Below are 14401 nucleotides of genomic sequence, written 5' to 3'. Positions count from 1 at the left end.
GACCGGCTCAGCCGCCCTCGCGGGCAGCACGCTGACCCGGACCGGCACCCCGGCATCGGGAGGCACCGCGACCCGATCACGGTGGCAGGCCCGACCACGGCGACGACGACGAGTACGGGGACCGGGAGGACGACGCGGCCGCCCACCACTGACGGCCCCGCGTCCGGACCCCTCCCGTGGGCCCACGGTCCACCGTGCATCAGGTCAGTCGGAAGACGGGGCCCTTCGGCGTGAAGGGGAGACCTGCGCCCTGCGGGATCAGGTAAGCGTGTTCGCGGCGGACGCGCAGGGTGTCGCACCAACCATCGGTGATCACCAGGAGGGGCGCCTCGGGAGGGAAGTCGTCGGCGCGTTGCAGCAGGTCGATGCCCGACTGTAGGACCGTGCCGCCCCGGCCGCGGACCCGGACCCGACCCGCGATCTCCGTCGGCGGCACGTAGCCCGCGTCGTACGGTGCCGCGTCGCAGAAGACGACCCGCGCCGCCGGAACGTCGCGGGCCTCGGCGTACGAGGCGATCGCTCCCAGCGCCTTGCCCAGCAGCGCGGCGTTCATCGAACCGGAGGTGTCGAGGACCACGCCGAAGGTGCAGCGGGCGATCTCCTCGGGCGGGAAGTACCGGCCCGCGCGCGGGATGTCCGGGGTGGAGGCCTGGCGGCGTGCCGGGCGGGCGTAGGACCGTACGGCCTGCGGCTTCGGCACGTGCTCGTCGAACCAGCGGGCGAGCCGGGCGTCCCACGGCACCGGCGGGTGGGCCAGGGTCCGGATCTCCTGGACGAGCCCGGCCGGCAGCAGGCCGCGCCCGCCGCGCTCGTGCAGGTCGAAACCCTGCACGAGGCCGCGCCGGTAGAACTCGTCGAGATCCGTGTACGGGCGCCCTGCGCCGTGCGCGAGGGGCTCGCCCAGGATGTCGCCGGCGCCCGTGCCGCGCAGGGTGGCCAGGCGCCGCATCCGGCGCAGGTCACCGGCGATCCGGTCGTACACCTCCTCGACGGAGAGCCCGCGCAGCGCCGGATCGTGCAGCAGTCCCTCGGGCATGCTGCCGATCCGCATCTCCACCAGCCAGTCGTTGACGACGTAGTCCGCCGCGACGTTGTGCAGGAACGGGTCGCGCGGGCCCCGGCGCTCGCCGTGGCGCAGGGCGGCGTGCAGCATCTCGTGGGCCAGGATGAACCGCCACTCGTCGTCCTCGAAGCTGCGCAGCGGGTTGATGTAGATCTCCCCGGCGCCGGCGCTGACGGCAGCGATGGAGATGTCCTGGGCGCGGGCCAACTCGGCGTCGGCGACGACGGTCAGACCGGCGGCGAGCCCGCCGAGCAGCGGGTACGAGGACACGAACCAGTTCAGGGCCCGGTCCCAGGGGCGCTGTGCGACGCGTTGGCCGGTGGTCCGGTCGAGGCGGCCCCCGGCCACGTCCATGGCGGCGGAGACGCTGCGCGTCAGCGCGGCGGCGAAAGCGGTCTGCCAGTCCGGGACGGCGGTGTTCCAGGTGCGCCAAGTGGTCAGGACCTGGTCGGGTCCGCGCCCGGCGGTGCCGCAGTGCTCGTAGGCCGGCGGTATGCCGTCGCGGCGCCAGCGGGCGGCGAGCTCGTCCTCGTCGCCGCCGGGGTACTCGGCGGGCAGATGGTCGGGGGCGCGGCCGACGGGGAAGGTCAGCAGGAAACGGTTGACGACCGTGCAGCGTGCGGCGAGGTCGAACGGGTCCGGCTGGGCGCGGTCCTCGTCCGGGGCGGCGGGGACGTGGCCGAACCCGAGGTGCAGCAGGGCGTGGGCGATCGCCCACGCCCACTCGCGGGGTTCGGCCCGTCGGGTGGGGTGGGCGTGGACGACGCCGTTGGAGGTGACGGCGGCCAGGCCCCCGGCCGGGGACTGCGGGCAGCCGGCCTCGCGGCAGACCTTGCCGTGGAGGGCGCCGAGGGCAGGGTTCTGCTTGACCAGGGCGAGGCCCTCGGCGAAGGCCTGGCCGGCCGGATCGGGCTTGGCGGCGGCCTTCGCGCGGGACTTGCCGCTCCGGCTCACCGGCGGGCCTCGACCAGGCGGGGCATGTCGCGGGCGGCCTCGATCAGGAACCATCCGGGCAGCACGGGAAGGCCGTCGGCGTCGTCGGCGATGACGGTCTGGGCGACCTCGACGGAGATCTCGGCGAGTTGCACGAGGAGCGACTTGAAGCGGTACGTGTGCTGCCGCAGGGCGGGGGAGACGTGTTCCTTCCGCGCCGGGAGTTCCTTGAGGAGGCGCCCCCGGAAGGCTTCCGCGAGGTAGTAGAGCAGGTCGCGGTCCTGGAGCCGGGTGGGCCACGAGGCGTCGCCCTTCAGGATGGCCTCGATGCCGAAGGTGTGACGGACGATCTTGGCGTAGCCGCAGAAGGAAACGGCGTGAGCGGGGGTCAGGGTGCCGTGGGCGACCACCTTCAGGGTCTGCTCCTCCAGCGCCGGGCCGAAGGAGTGCAGGGCGTCGGACAGCATGTGCCAGGAGCGCGGGGTGGAGAAGGGCTCCTCCGTCTTGGGCGGCTGCGACCAGAGGTGGTCGGGGCGGTCGGTGAGGTAGTCGATGACCCACGGGTGGATGCCGTGTTCGCCGGCCCACACCAGCCAGTCCTCTGCGGACGCCTGGAGGTGGATGTGGGTGAGGCGGTTGACCAGGGCCGAGGCCATGGGCCGCGCCAGTGCGTTGTCCGTGGCGCGGTTGCCCGCGCCGATGACGATGGAGCCCGCGGGCAGTTCGTAGGAGCCGATCCGGCGGTCGAGGATCAGCGAGTAGAAGGCCTCCTGGACGTCCGGACCCGCAGCGTTGAGCTCGTCGAGGAACAGGCAGTACGGCTCGTCGCGGGCGATGGCCTCGGGCGGGCAGAAGACGGAGCGGCCGTCGCGGATCTGCGGTACGCCGATCAGGTCCTCGGGGGCCAGCTGCGTACCGAGGAGGCTGACGCACTCCAGGCCCAACGAGTCGGCGAACTTCCTGACGAGCGAGGACTTTCCGATGCCGGGCGCCCCCCAGAGGAAGACGGGCCGCACGGTGGCGAGGCCGAGCAGCAGTTCGGGAATCTCGGCGGGGGTGACGGTGACGGCAGCCTGCACGGGCGGGGACGTCCTTCGGGGTGGGGCGGCGTCTGACGCGGCCAGTGTGGTCACACCGCACACCGCCCGGCATCCGGTTTTCCCGTGGGCGGTAGGCGGTCAAGGCGGGTTCGGATGCCCGGGTTCGTGGGCGGGTGACGTCGGACTCACCGCCGCGAGGGACGGCGGCCGAACCCCGGCCATCCCCTGATCCACCCGGACCGATGCCGGGGATCGTCGAGCATCCGAGGGGCGATCCGTACCCGTCCGCCGCAGGGCGCGGTCGCCGGCATCCATCGCTGGGGGCAACGACATCGAGCCGCTCGCAGTCCCGTGGGCAGACCCCCCGGAACGGCTTCTTCCCCGTATCCGCGGTGACTTGCTGGAACGTATCTTCGTGAGCCAGGATGAGGGCCTTCAACGGGTGGTTACCCGTCAAGAAAAAGCAAAACATCACATCAGGTCGCGGTAGCGCCCGATCATGCGGCCCCGGGCCCCGCCGACGCTTCCGATGACACGGCCCGGACCATGACATCCCTCATCGGATCGGGGTCGGACGGGCACGCGCGGAACGGAAGCGTGAGCCGCGGAACGTGGAGAACGCGTCGGGCACGGACACGAGCGAGGAGCGAACTGCGCGCGGCCGGGGAGCCCTGAGCAGTGAGGACACGCTGATGGAGCGCCGCCAAGGCAGCGCTGCGTCAGCGGAACAGGACTGGGGGCATGGTGGGGTATTCCCGCGAGATGAAGAGGCATCGCGACGAGCTGTTCAAGGGGGTCGCCCCGGTCGCACCCATGCAACCGGCCGCCTTGCTCACCTCTCTGTGTACCTATCTGACGCAGAGCAGCGGACGTGAGGTACGCCTCATCCTGCAGGCGTTCCCGCCCGACACGGTGAGCGGGCTATGGATCGACATGGGCGACCTCGATCTCGTCGCGGTGGAGGCACAGACCTCTCCCGTGCACCAACTCGTCATCCTCGGCCACGAGTTGTGGCACCGCAAGGAGGGCAGCTGCGGCCACCACGGCATGGTCACCGGGGTGGCGGCCGCCGCACGCGTGCTGGGCGAGCGCTGGGACCTCAGCGAAGCCGTGATCCGCGTCGCCGCGAGGACCGACGGGGGCCTCGAGGAGGAGCGCCGCGCCGAGCTGTTCGGACGCATGCTCGCGACCAAGTTCCGCCCCTACCTCGACGGAGCTCCCGACCGCCTCGCCAACGACGGCGTGGCCGGCCGCATCTGGGCCTCGCTGGAAGGCTGATCCATGGAAACCGGCGTCAACTACTACGTCCCCGCGGGCGTGGTGTTCCTCGTGCTGATCGCCAAGCTCCCCGCACTGCTGAGGGGCTGGCGGCTGCCCATGGTGCGCACCGTCAACATCGCACTGGCCCTGGGCTGCGCCGTGTTCACGTTCTCCGCCCCGCCCACGATCATGCTGGTCAACCGACTCACGGGCGTGAGCAACTTCTCCGCCCCGCTGGTCTACGTCATGCTGTCCGCGTTCTCCTGCAGCTTCCTGGTGCTCATCGAGAATTGGCGCGCGGACTCGCGCCACCAGGCCGTGGCACGGCGCCGGGTACGCCGCTGGAAGCTCGCCTACACCCTGGTGGGCTTGATCATCATCGCGTGTTTCGTCCTGGGTGAGGCGCCGGACGAACGACTGCGCGACTTCGACACCTACTACTCCGCCACCCCGTTCATCCGAGAGATGATCTTCACCTACCTGCTCGCCCACTGTGTGGCCGTGGGAGCGGCCACGGTGGTCACCTGGAAATGGTCGCTCGACATCAGGAAGGACGCTCGCAAGGAATCGGCGACCGCGCAGGTGAGGTGCCTGTGGGCCGGCCTGTTGACCCTCGCCGTCGGCTTCCTCCTGGAGCTGATCTTCGGAATCGTGAAACTCACCGGCGCGCTGACGCGGTCGCCGCTGCTCAACGAAGGCGTGGCGCCCCTCATCTCGCTCGCCGCGTTCGTGATCTCCGCGGGCTTCCTCATCCCGGTGTTCGGGCAGCGCGTCATCGAACGTGTTTGGCAGCCGTGGCGGACCTACCGCACGCTCAACCCCCTGCACCGCGTCGTTCGACCACCGAACCCCGACCCCGCCCATCCGGCGCTCCTCGTGCTGCCTTGGCACGCCGGACCGGAGCAGCGGCTGGTCCACCGCGAGACCAGCATCCAGGACTGGATACTCGGACTGCGCCCGTACTTCGACGACGACGTGCGCGAGCGGGCCCACCTGCGGGCGGTGGAGGACGGAGCATCCGGCGCGAACGCGGTCACCGCGGGCCTGGCCGCCATGGTGCGCAGCGCGGCCGACAGCCGCGGCCGTGGCGAGAAGGCCGAGAGCGAGGAGAACGGGCGCGCGGTCTCCGCGTACCGTGCGGCGGAAACGCAGTACCGCGACCTTCCGGAACGGCTGTCCCGCGCACTGTGATCAGGGAGCGGTAGCCGCCCGGGGCCCGGAGCTGTCAGCCGGTCGCGCCGGGCAGAGCCGCGAAGGTCGCGCAGGCCGACCGCGAGGACACCGCCCCTTCCACCGCGAGTTCACCGTCGATGGAGATCGTGCACTGGAGCCAGCCGTCGGGATGCTCGGGGTTGGACGTCGTGATCGTGAGCATGGGCATCGCGCCGATGCCCGACATCACGACGTCCTGCTTCCACGGCGTGACAACGCCCGTGACCTGCTTCTCCTCGCCCTTGAGGGGGTCGCCGACGGCATAGGTCACCTCGAAGGACCCGGTGCCGGTCACCTCATAGGTGACCTTCGTCCCGCGTTTGCGCCGGAAGGGGAGAAACTTGCTGGTCATGTGCGGCCTTTTGGAAGCGGGCAATGCGGAACTCCCCACCATCCTCGCATGAGCCGCCGAGACGCCCCGGACAACGGCCATGGGCCTGGTCAGGCGCCGGTGACAACCGCTCACCCGACGGCCACGACCTGCTCACCAACGGGATCGAGCCCTGGACGTTCCGACGGCACATCAGCGGTGCGCGATGAGGACGGCCGCGGTGTCGTCATCGAGTCCGTGACTACTGAACCGGTGCAGATCGCCCGACAACAGCGTGGGAATCTTCTCGTCCGGCTCCGTCGCCCACGCGGCAAGGCGTTCGTCGAGCGGGAAGAACGCACCATGGTCGTCCCGTGTTTCGCTCACACCGTCGGTATACAGCAGGAGACGGTCACCCGTCTGGAAAGCGACTTCCTCCACCACGTGCTCCTCGTCCACCGCGACGGGAAGGTTGATCGGCAGCGACGGCTCACGGAAGGAGATGTACTCCGTGCGCCCGTCGTGCTGGCGTACCGGCGGCGGATGACCGCAGCTGAGCAGACGCACCACGGGCAGGTCGTCGGGGATCTCGGCCAGCAGGACCGTGGCGAACCGGTCCGCCACGGCGGTGTCCCCGCGGGCGGCGTACCGCTCCATGCTGGTCTGCAGGCTGCGGGCGATCGCAGGCAGGTCGGGCGCGGAATAGGCCGATTCGCGAAACGACGCCAAGAGCACCGCCGCCGTCTCCACCGCACCCAGCCCCTTGCCCTGCACATCGCCGATCATCACGCGCACCTTGCCCGGCACCTGCAGCGCCTTGTAGAAGTCGCCCCCGACATGCGCGCCGGCCACGGACGTCTCGTACAGCAGATACAGATCCAGACGCCCCAGACGGTCGGGCAGCGGATGCTGCATCGCCCGCTGCGTCACCTCGGCCACTTCCCGCATCCGCCGCGCCTCACGCTCGTACCGCCGCCGCTCCGTACTCGTCCAGGCGGCCACGGCGCTGAACACCATCATCAGCACCAGCCCGGCCAGGCCCGCCGGGAGGAAGGGCTCCCCGCGAGCCGCGTCCAGGCCCGTGTTGACCAATGCACCGACCACCCCGAACGCCATGGTCGCGACCGCGCCCCACGCCACGGCGGCCAGCCCCGGCACGATGAACAGGAAGGCGTCATAGCGCTCCTGTGGCGGTGTGCACAGATCGGTCACGGCGGACGCGGCGATGAGCAGCAGCGGCAGAGCGCGCACGAGACGATAACGAGCGCTCGTTGAGCGGGGGGTGGTCACAATGGTCATCCTCACCCCCACTGACGTCCGCGACAGGTTGCGACTCGAAGGGGCGACATAGCACGCCTGCCGCGCCGCGGATCGAGGCTGTCCAGGACGGCTGGCCGCGGACGCCTCGTGGCGCGGGGCACGGGGCACAGGGCACGGGGCACAGGGCTCTCGCTCAACGCATCGGCTCTGCTCCGGTCTGGACGAGGAAGTCGGTCAGCACGTCGGCAAGCCGTTCGGGCTGGTCCTCAGGGATGAGAGTTGACGAGGCGGCGATCTCGACAAGTCGGCTCCACGGGTACAACTCGGCCAAGCGGGGGCCGTGCTCACGTGGCATCAGCCTGTCCTCGGTCGCCCAGACGACCAGTACCGGGCGGTCGAACGAACGCAGTCGCTCGCTCCAGGCCAACAGTGTCCTGCGGTCCGGTGCCCCGGTGGCGAACTTGGCCAGGTCCTTGCGAATGGCCCTGCTGCGGGTGGCGGGAGCGAACCAGTCGTCCAAGATCTCGTCGGGGATCCCGCGGACGCTCATACCGCCGTACCCGGCCCGGTTGTGGCGGAACGCGGGGATCCCCATGAGTCGGGTCAGGAGCCAGACGCCGCCGGGGACCCTGCACACCTGGGCCATGGCCTTGGCGGGTCCGGGGGGAAAGTTGTCGAAGGCCTCGCAGGCCACCAGCACGAGGCGAGCGATGCGCTGGTCCCGTCCTTCCGACACCAGGAATTGGCCCCCGCCCCAGTCGTTGAGCACGAGGGTCACCTGGTCGAGGCCGAGCCGTTCGATGAACTCGCCCAGGAGGAGGGTGACGCCGCGCTGGGACAGGTCGGCATCGGCGTTCATCGGCCGGCGGTGCCCACCGAGGGGCAGGGTGGGCAGGACGCAGCGGTATCCGACCAGCAGCGGCACCACCTTGCGCCACTGTGTCTCGTTCATCGGCATACCGTGGGCGAACACCAGCACGGGCCCCTCGCCGCCGGTGTCCTGATAGTCGACTGACCCGGACGACAGCTCGATCCTCGGCATGGGACCCCCACTTGATAGATTGTTCTACTGCAAGCATGAAGGCAGGGAGAGCAGAGGGCAATGGGACGATCAGACACGCGAGCCAGGATCCAGGGCTCCGCCACGATGCTGTTCCGCCGGCACGGCTACGCGGCGACCGGTCTCAAGCGGATCGCGACAGAGGCGGAAGCGCCGTTCGGCTCGATCTATCACTTCTTCCCCGGTGGCAAACAACAGTTGGCCGAGGACATGATCCGCACGTCCGGACCCGAGTACGGCCGCATGGTCATGGCCCTGCTGGACAGCGTGCCGGATCCTGCGGAATCCCTCGTGCACGCCTTCGAGGCGGCGGCGCACGACCTCGCCGCGGCCGACTACGCCGACGCATGCCCCATCGGGACGATGGCATTGGAGGTCGCCAGCAGCAACGAGGTGCTGCGCGCGGCGACGGCAGAGGTCTTCGCGGCATGGGTCGACACCGCGGCGCACTGGTTCGGCCGTTGGGTCGACGATCCCGAGACGGCACGATCGCTTGCCCAGTCGATGGTCATGATGTTGGAGGGCGCCTTCATGCTCAGCCGGGCCGCGCGCGATCCGGAACCGCTACGGGTCGCCGGTCGATCGATGGCCGACCTGCTGCGCACAGCTGTCGCGCGGACCACGGGCGGCGCGTCTTCGGGCTCATGAGCCGCTGACACTCCGGGCGGCGCGGGCCCGGGGCCGACACGGACGGGATCGGCGCCACGGGCGAGGGAGCAACCTCGCACCAACCGGCGCCGGGCGACGGCACCCTCACCAGCCGCCGGAGCCGGGCCCCCCTTTGAACGGGCCGACGACTTCATCCGTGATCCAGCCCCCGTAGAAGTCCCCCGGCTGCGCCCTCACCGGTTCGCCATCGACCCAGCAGCCGCCGACCCGGGACGGGTAGAACGCGAAATGGCCGGTGATCGAGGCAAATCCAGGGGTGGGGGACTCGTAGCTCCACGCCGCGTCGGGCGAGACTCCCGCGTCCGCCACGGCCAGACTCCAATGGGTGGCCACGCCCTTCCACTCGCAGAACGTCGTCGAACCGGAACGAACAAGGAGCCTCAACAGGGTGTCGTCCGCCGGGATGTAAAAGACCGGCGGATGACTCGTCTCCAGGACGCGCAGGGCACGACGGGTATCGGCAACCCGCACTCCGGCGTGTACGACGACCACATGGCGTTCGTCCGTCTCCACCCGGGGCGGACGGGGATGGTCCCACACCGACTCGGTCCGGCGGTCCGCGCCCTCAGATCCGGTTCGCACGCCCGTCCCCTCCCCGGCCGTGACGCGGCAGAGCCTCGCGCGAGGATTCCGCGCCGGAGAGCCGGTCCACCAGCGCCCCGACGACCACTGCGGGGTCTGCTCCCGGCGGCAGGGCAGGCGGCCTTCCGATGGCGGGGCGCTCGGCGAATCCCGTGTCCAGGTGCGGTGGGCGAAAGTCGTACACCCTGAGCCGCTGCCCCCTCACCTCGCGCCTCAGCACCTCCAACCAGCAACCCAGTGCCGCCTTGGCGGCGGCATAATCGGCTGTGCCACGCATCGGAGCGTCCACGATCGCCCCCGTGACCGCGGCCAGGAATCCGCCCTCCGCCACGCACGAGACCGCTGACCGCAGGACCGCCGCCGGGCACAGCGCGTTGACCTGGAAGATGTGTTCGGCTACCGCGTCCGACACCTCCCGCGCCGAACCGAAACCCGCCACACCGACCGTGACCAGGACGCCGTCCAGACCCCCCAGCCGCTCCCGTGCCCACGGGGCGAGCGCGGCGCAGCCATCCGTGTCGTACGCGTCCACCCGGCGTGCCGGACGCCCGCCCAGCCGGCCGGCCCGATCGTCCAGCCGCCGGGAATCGCGTCCCGCCAGGGCCACGTGGGCGCCGCGCGCGGAGAGTTCCTCGACGGCAAGACCACCGAGAACCCCCGTGGCGCCGACCACGAGAATCCGGACGCCTTCCATGCTCCGGCCGGTCATCGGCGACCACCGGAGCCGAGTTCGCTCCGCAGGCCTGCAAGGTCCCAAGGTTCCATCGCAGCGCTCCTGCCCGTACGAGACCAGGTGCCATCAGTATGGGAACCCCGTCCACTGCGAGCATCTTGCGGCGTTTGTGCAGCGATTCGGCGCACGGCGGGCATTCCGAGGCCCGTTGGGATTCCAGCTTCTTCCTGCCGCGAGGTCCAGACGCCAACGAGTCGCTGACTGCCCTTCGGGCAACCGTGGCCGTGGTTGGTCACACGACCCGGTGTCGTCTCATCTGCCGCGGCCACCACGGCCTACTGGACGGTGAGGGCGTAGCTGTCGCGCTCGGGTGCGCCGACGCGGTCGTGAACGGTCGAGGAACACGTCAGCCCACCCCGAGACCGACCGCCAGCGTCAGTTCGAGGACCCGGTGCGGCGATCCGAGATCGGGGAACAGCTCCCGCAGCTGCGACATCCGGTACCGGACGGTCTGGGGATGGACGAACAGCGCCGCCGCCACCTCGTCCCGCCTGCCCTGGTGCAGCAGCCACGCCCGCAACGTCTCCTCGAGCCGCCGCGAGGTCCCGTCGGGCAAGGTCCGCAACGGTGCGAGGGCTCGGGTACGCAGGTCTGCGAACGCGTCCGCGTCGGCGCTCAGTACCAACTCGGGCAGGTGGTCCTCGGTGTCGCGGATGCCGGGGGAGAGGGAGCGTGCGCGTACGGCTCGTGCGTACGAGGCGGACGCCCGCGTCCACGGCCGGGCCGGGCCGACCACGGCGGCACGGTCGGGCAGCTGCCTCAGGAGGTGTGCTCGGTCGGCGTCGGGGACGAGCAGCACGCCGGAGGCGTCCGGCAGATCGTCGAGGACCAGGGTGCCCGGGTCGAGCGTGCGGAAGGCGGGCCGAGCCTGGGCGGCGGGCAGCAGGACCGCGGTCAGCGAGGTCGGCGGCTGCCAACCGGCCCGCCCGGCAGCGGCTAGGAGTACGTCCGGGCCCGCGCCGGCGAGGAGGTCGCGGGCCAGCTGTTCCAGGTGGCGCTCGTGGGCCCGGCCCCGGGCGGCCAGTTCGTCGGCGTGACCCGCGGCGCTCGCGGCGGAGAGCTCGTCGATGTAGGCGAAGGTCAACTCGGCGAACTTGGCCACCTCGGCGGCGGGCAGACCTGCGGGTACGGCGCGTGCGGCCAGGCCGCGCCAGGCCACGCGGGCGCCGACCCGGTAGGCGCTGAGCAGGGCGTCCATCGAACGTCCGTCGCGGACCTCGCCGCGGCCCAGCTCGTAGGCCGCGTCGCCCGCGGTGCCGCCCGTGGCGTTCCCGCTCGCCAGGTCCAGGTAGAGGCCCAGGGCGGTGCGGACGGCCCGCCGGATGGTGGCGCCCATGCGGCCGGACAGGGCGTTGGCGTAGGGAGGGACCTCGTCGATGATCGCTTGGACGATTTCTTCGGCGGTGGTCCTCAGCGCGGCCCGAAGCGCTGTGATCGTCGTCTCATCAAGGACCAGTTCACTGGCCCTCCGGATTGCATGGCTCACTTTTTGTTCCCTGCGAACAATTCCACTGATCAGATTCACGTCCTACGGACAGGACTTTACCCCCCGAAGCGGATCAAGCTGGAGTCATGACGAGTACAGCCCTCCGCAGTAGGGCGTGGAAACTGCTGGAGATGGTCACGACGCCCTTGCTGCCGTCGGACTACCTCGACCTGGTCGTCCCACTGCGCGCGGGTGCCGACCTGCGGGGGCGCATCGAGGCCGTGCACCCCGAGACGGGTGACGCCGCGACCATCGTGATCAGACCCGGACGGGGATGGCGCGGCCACACGGCCGGTCAGTACGTGCGGATCGGGGTCGACGTCGACGGGGTGCGCCTGTGGCGTGCCTACTCGGTCACCTCGCCGACGAACCGTCGGGACGGCCTGATCACGATCGCCGTGAAGGCCATCCCGGACGGCAAGGTCAGCAACCACCTCGTACGCAGGGCGAAACCGGGCACGCTGATCCAGCTCGACCAGGCGACCGGTGACTTCGTACTGCCCGGGACCAAGCCCGCCAAGGTGCTCTACCTGACGGCCGGCAGCGGCATCACGCCGGTGATGGGCATGCTGCGCGACATCGATCTCGACGACGTCGTCATGATCCACTCCGCGCCACGGCCGCACGACGTGCTCTTCCGCAAAGACCTGCACGACCTGGTCGCGGACAAGAAGCTGCGGCTCACCGAGGTGCACACCGACACGGACGGCATGCTCGACATCGCCCGTCTCGGCGAACTCGTGCCCGACTGGGCCGAACGCGAGACCTGGGCGTGCGGGCCCGCGGGCCTGCTCGACGCCGCCGAAGCGCACTGGAGCGCACACGGCGTCGAAGAGCGCCTGCACACCGAACGCTTCCGCGCCGGCACCGTCGTCGCCGGCGACGGTGGCGAGGTGACCTTCGCCGCCACCGGCAAGACCGTCGACGCGGACGGTGCCACTCCGTTGCTGGACGTCGGTGAGGAGGCCGGGGTGCTCATGCCGTCCGGGTGCCGCATGGGCATCTGCTTCGGCTGCGTCACGCCGCTCACGGCGGGTGCCGTCCGCGACCTGCGCACCGGCGAGGTCACCGAAGCCGGGCCGGGCGTCCTCATCCAGACCTGCGTGTCCGCCGCTGCGGGCCCCTGCGACATCGAACGGTAGGAGCACCTTGACCGCCATCGACCCCACCGCCCATCTGACCGCGGAGCAGATCGAAGAGCTCGGCCGCGAGCTGGACGCGATCCGCGACCAGGTGATCGCCGGCCGCGGCGAGAGCGACGCCGCCTACATCCGCAAGGTCATCTCGGCGCAGCGCAAGCTCGAGCTGGTCAGCAGGGGCGTGCTGCTGTTCTCGATCTTCCCGCCCGCATGGGTGATCGGCACCGCCGGACTGTCCGTGGCGAAGATCATGGAGAACATGGAGATCGGCCACAACGTCCTGCACGGCCAATGGGACTGGATGCGGGACCCGAAGATCCACTCCACCACCTGGGACTGGGATCACGTCTCGCCGGCCGAGCAGTGGAAGCACTCCCACAACGAGCTCCACCACACGTACACCAACGTGATCGGCAAGGACAACGACCTCGGCTACGGCATCATGCGTGTCGACGAGGACCAGAAGTGGCACCCGTTGCACCTCGGCCAGCCGCTGTGGAACTTCATCAACGCCTGTTTCTTCGAGTACGGCATCGCCGCCTACGACCTGGAACTCGGCAAGAACCTGCACAAGCGTCGCCGCAAGAGCCCGGAGTTCCGCGCGCGGGCCAGGGCCGTCGGCCGCAAGATCCGCAAGCAGGTGCTCAAGGACTACGTGATCCACCCCCTCCTTTCGGGCCCGTCCTTCCTCCCCACGCTCGCCGCCACGTTCACCGCGAACCTGGTCCGCAACATCTGGACCCACTCGGTGATCATGTGCGGGCACTTCCCCGAAGGCGTACAGGTCTTCGAGCGCCGGTCGATCACGAACGAGACGCGCGGCCAGTGGTACCTGCGCCAGATGATGGGCTCGGCGAACATCAGCGGCAGCAAGGCCATGCACTTCATGACCGGCAACCTGTCGCACCAGATCGAGCACCACCTGTTCCCTGACCTGCCGAGCAACCGGTACGCCGAGGTCGCGGTCAAGGTGCGCGCGCTGTTCGAGAAGTACGAGCTGCAGTACGTCACCGGGCCCCTGCCCAAGCAGGTGTACTCCGCGTGGCACAAGGTCTTCCGGCTCTCGCTGCCGAACAAGAAGCCCAGGACCACGACGCCGGACCGCGAGCAGGAACTCGTCGCGGCCTGACCTTCCCCGGTTCCGGGGGGATCGGTGTACGTGCCCGTTCGCCGATGTCGCCGGCAGCGGGGCGGCCCCTGCCCCTGAGCAACGAGCATGCTCTGTCGACGGCTGCGTCGCCATGGTCCGACATGCACACGGTTGGCCGTCGACTGGCGATCCAGCTCACGTCGAGCCACTGAACCGTCCGGAAAGCATCAAGTCGCGGATTCGGCGCCGGAACCCGGCATGGGGCAGCCACTTGCACCGTGCGTCAACGACCGCTCGCCGACCTGGGAACGCCAGGGTCGCCGACAGCGCGTGGAACCGCGCCGGTCGGGCAGGCGCTCCCCATGAGGACCCGGTCCCAGCGGCACCACGACGACGCACACCCGCTGGAAGGGCGCGTCGCCATGGTGACCGGCGCCGTCCAGGGGCATCCGCGCGAGCACGGCCCAGCCACTGGCCCGACGCGGCGCCGAGGCGGTCCTGCTCGGGCTGGAGGGGAGCGGCTGCGACGGCCGGCAGCCGACCTTCCGAGACCGGCGGTCCCTA

At 70.3% G+C, this 14401-nt stretch carries 13 protein-coding genes; 5 read left to right on the top strand and 8 right to left on the bottom strand.

The window, feature by feature from the left end:
- Positions 1-199: 199 nt before the first annotated feature.
- Positions 200-2017 carry a vWA domain-containing protein gene (locus tag ACZ4XJ_RS00270; RefSeq protein ID WP_362877520.1) on the bottom strand — a complete coding sequence of 606 codons (1818 nt, stop codon included), beginning with the start codon at positions 2015-2017 and terminating at the stop codon, positions 200-202.
- Positions 2014-3075 (bottom strand): ATP-binding protein, encoded by a 1062-nt coding sequence (locus ACZ4XJ_RS00265; protein ID WP_468494746.1) that lies wholly within the window; start codon positions 3073-3075, stop codon positions 2014-2016. Before ACZ4XJ_RS00265 ends, ACZ4XJ_RS00270 begins: the two co-directional genes overlap by 4 nt.
- A gap of 723 nt (positions 3076-3798) precedes the next feature.
- Between ACZ4XJ_RS00265 and ACZ4XJ_RS00260 the strand changes: the two genes are divergently transcribed.
- Together ACZ4XJ_RS00260 and ACZ4XJ_RS00255 are read left to right on the top strand one after the other, a co-directional pair.
- Positions 3799-4314, top strand: coding sequence for a toxin-antitoxin system, toxin component (locus ACZ4XJ_RS00260; RefSeq protein ID WP_468494745.1), 516 nt, complete (start codon positions 3799-3801; stop codon positions 4312-4314).
- Positions 4315-4317: 3 nt separating this feature from the next.
- Entirely contained in the window at positions 4318-5487 is a 1170-nt protein-coding gene (locus tag ACZ4XJ_RS00255) for a DUF6545 domain-containing protein (protein ID WP_362877523.1), read from the top strand.
- Positions 5488-5521: 34 nt separating this feature from the next.
- Here the strand turns inward: ACZ4XJ_RS00255 and ACZ4XJ_RS00250 are convergent, their stop codons facing one another.
- The 3 genes from ACZ4XJ_RS00250 to ACZ4XJ_RS00240 form a co-directional block, all read right to left on the bottom strand.
- Positions 5522-5860, bottom strand: coding sequence for a hypothetical protein (locus ACZ4XJ_RS00250; protein ID WP_468494744.1), 339 nt, complete (start codon positions 5858-5860; stop codon positions 5522-5524).
- Positions 5861-6031: 171 nt separating this feature from the next.
- Positions 6032-7117 (bottom strand): PP2C family protein-serine/threonine phosphatase, encoded by a 1086-nt coding sequence (locus ACZ4XJ_RS00245; protein ID WP_468494743.1) that lies wholly within the window; start codon positions 7115-7117, stop codon positions 6032-6034.
- A 154-nt stretch (positions 7118-7271) separates the two neighbouring features.
- Positions 7272-8120: an alpha/beta fold hydrolase gene (locus ACZ4XJ_RS00240; protein ID WP_468494742.1), complete on the bottom strand. Its 849-nt coding sequence runs from the start codon at positions 8118-8120 to the stop codon at positions 7272-7274.
- A 105-nt stretch (positions 8121-8225) separates the two neighbouring features.
- On the opposite strand from ACZ4XJ_RS00240, the gene ACZ4XJ_RS00235 reads away from it, so the two are divergent.
- Complete coding sequence (locus ACZ4XJ_RS00235; protein ID WP_468494741.1) at positions 8226-8786, top strand: TetR/AcrR family transcriptional regulator; 561 nt, start codon at positions 8226-8228, stop codon at positions 8784-8786.
- A gap of 105 nt (positions 8787-8891) precedes the next feature.
- On the opposite strand, the gene ACZ4XJ_RS00230 is transcribed toward ACZ4XJ_RS00235, so the two are convergent.
- From ACZ4XJ_RS00230 to ACZ4XJ_RS00220, 3 genes are all read right to left on the bottom strand, one after another.
- The gene (locus tag ACZ4XJ_RS00230; protein ID WP_468494740.1) at positions 8892-9320 is read right to left on the bottom strand and encodes a DUF427 domain-containing protein; all 429 of its coding nucleotides are present in this window, start codon (positions 9318-9320) and stop codon (positions 8892-8894) included.
- 52 nt (positions 9321-9372) lie between these two features.
- Positions 9373-10098, bottom strand: a complete 726-nt coding sequence (locus ACZ4XJ_RS00225; RefSeq protein WP_468494739.1) for an SDR family NAD(P)-dependent oxidoreductase — start codon at positions 10096-10098, stop codon at positions 9373-9375.
- 370 nt (positions 10099-10468) lie between these two features.
- On the bottom strand, positions 10469-11608 hold the full coding sequence (locus tag ACZ4XJ_RS00220; RefSeq protein WP_468494738.1) for a PucR family transcriptional regulator: 1140 nt from the start codon (positions 11606-11608) through the stop codon (positions 10469-10471).
- An 86-nt stretch (positions 11609-11694) separates the two neighbouring features.
- On the opposite strand from ACZ4XJ_RS00220, the gene ACZ4XJ_RS00215 reads away from it, so the two are divergent.
- Together ACZ4XJ_RS00215 and ACZ4XJ_RS00210 are read left to right on the top strand one after the other, a co-directional pair.
- Positions 11695-12750, top strand: coding sequence for a ferredoxin reductase (locus ACZ4XJ_RS00215; RefSeq protein ID WP_384002499.1), 1056 nt, complete (start codon positions 11695-11697; stop codon positions 12748-12750).
- A 7-nt stretch (positions 12751-12757) separates the two neighbouring features.
- The gene (locus tag ACZ4XJ_RS00210; RefSeq protein WP_468494737.1) at positions 12758-13876 is read left to right on the top strand and encodes a fatty acid desaturase family protein; all 1119 of its coding nucleotides are present in this window, start codon (positions 12758-12760) and stop codon (positions 13874-13876) included.
- Positions 13877-14401: the final 525 nt, after the last annotated feature.

This window comes from Streptomyces sp. NPDC029836 (genome assembly GCF_055574495.1).
Note: the sequence above shows the minus strand (reverse complement) of the source record. Positions and strands in the feature narration are given on the sequence as shown.

What these genes read in the sequence shown, in the direction of transcription:
- ACZ4XJ_RS00260 (WP_468494745.1), top strand. Translation starts at nt 3,799, where the DNA reads ATGAAGAGGCATCGCGACGAGCTGTTCAAGGGGGTCGCCCCGGTCGCA.
- ACZ4XJ_RS00255 (WP_362877523.1), top strand. Translation starts at nt 4,318, where the DNA reads ATGGAAACCGGCGTCAACTACTACGTCCCCGCGGGCGTGGTGTTCCTC.
- ACZ4XJ_RS00250 (WP_468494744.1), bottom strand. Translation starts at nt 5,860, where the DNA reads ATGACCAGCAAGTTTCTCCCCTTCCGGCGCAAACGCGGGACGAAGGTC.
- ACZ4XJ_RS00245 (WP_468494743.1), bottom strand. Translation starts at nt 7,117, where the DNA reads ATGACCATTGTGACCACCCCCCGCTCAACGAGCGCTCGTTATCGTCTC.
- ACZ4XJ_RS00240 (WP_468494742.1), bottom strand. Translation starts at nt 8,120, where the DNA reads ATGCCGAGGATCGAGCTGTCGTCCGGGTCAGTCGACTATCAGGACACC.
- ACZ4XJ_RS00235 (WP_468494741.1), top strand. Translation starts at nt 8,226, where the DNA reads ATGCTGTTCCGCCGGCACGGCTACGCGGCGACCGGTCTCAAGCGGATC.
- ACZ4XJ_RS00225 (WP_468494739.1), bottom strand. Translation starts at nt 10,098, where the DNA reads ATGACCGGCCGGAGCATGGAAGGCGTCCGGATTCTCGTGGTCGGCGCC.
- ACZ4XJ_RS00215 (WP_384002499.1), top strand. Translation starts at nt 11,695, where the DNA reads ATGACGAGTACAGCCCTCCGCAGTAGGGCGTGGAAACTGCTGGAGATG.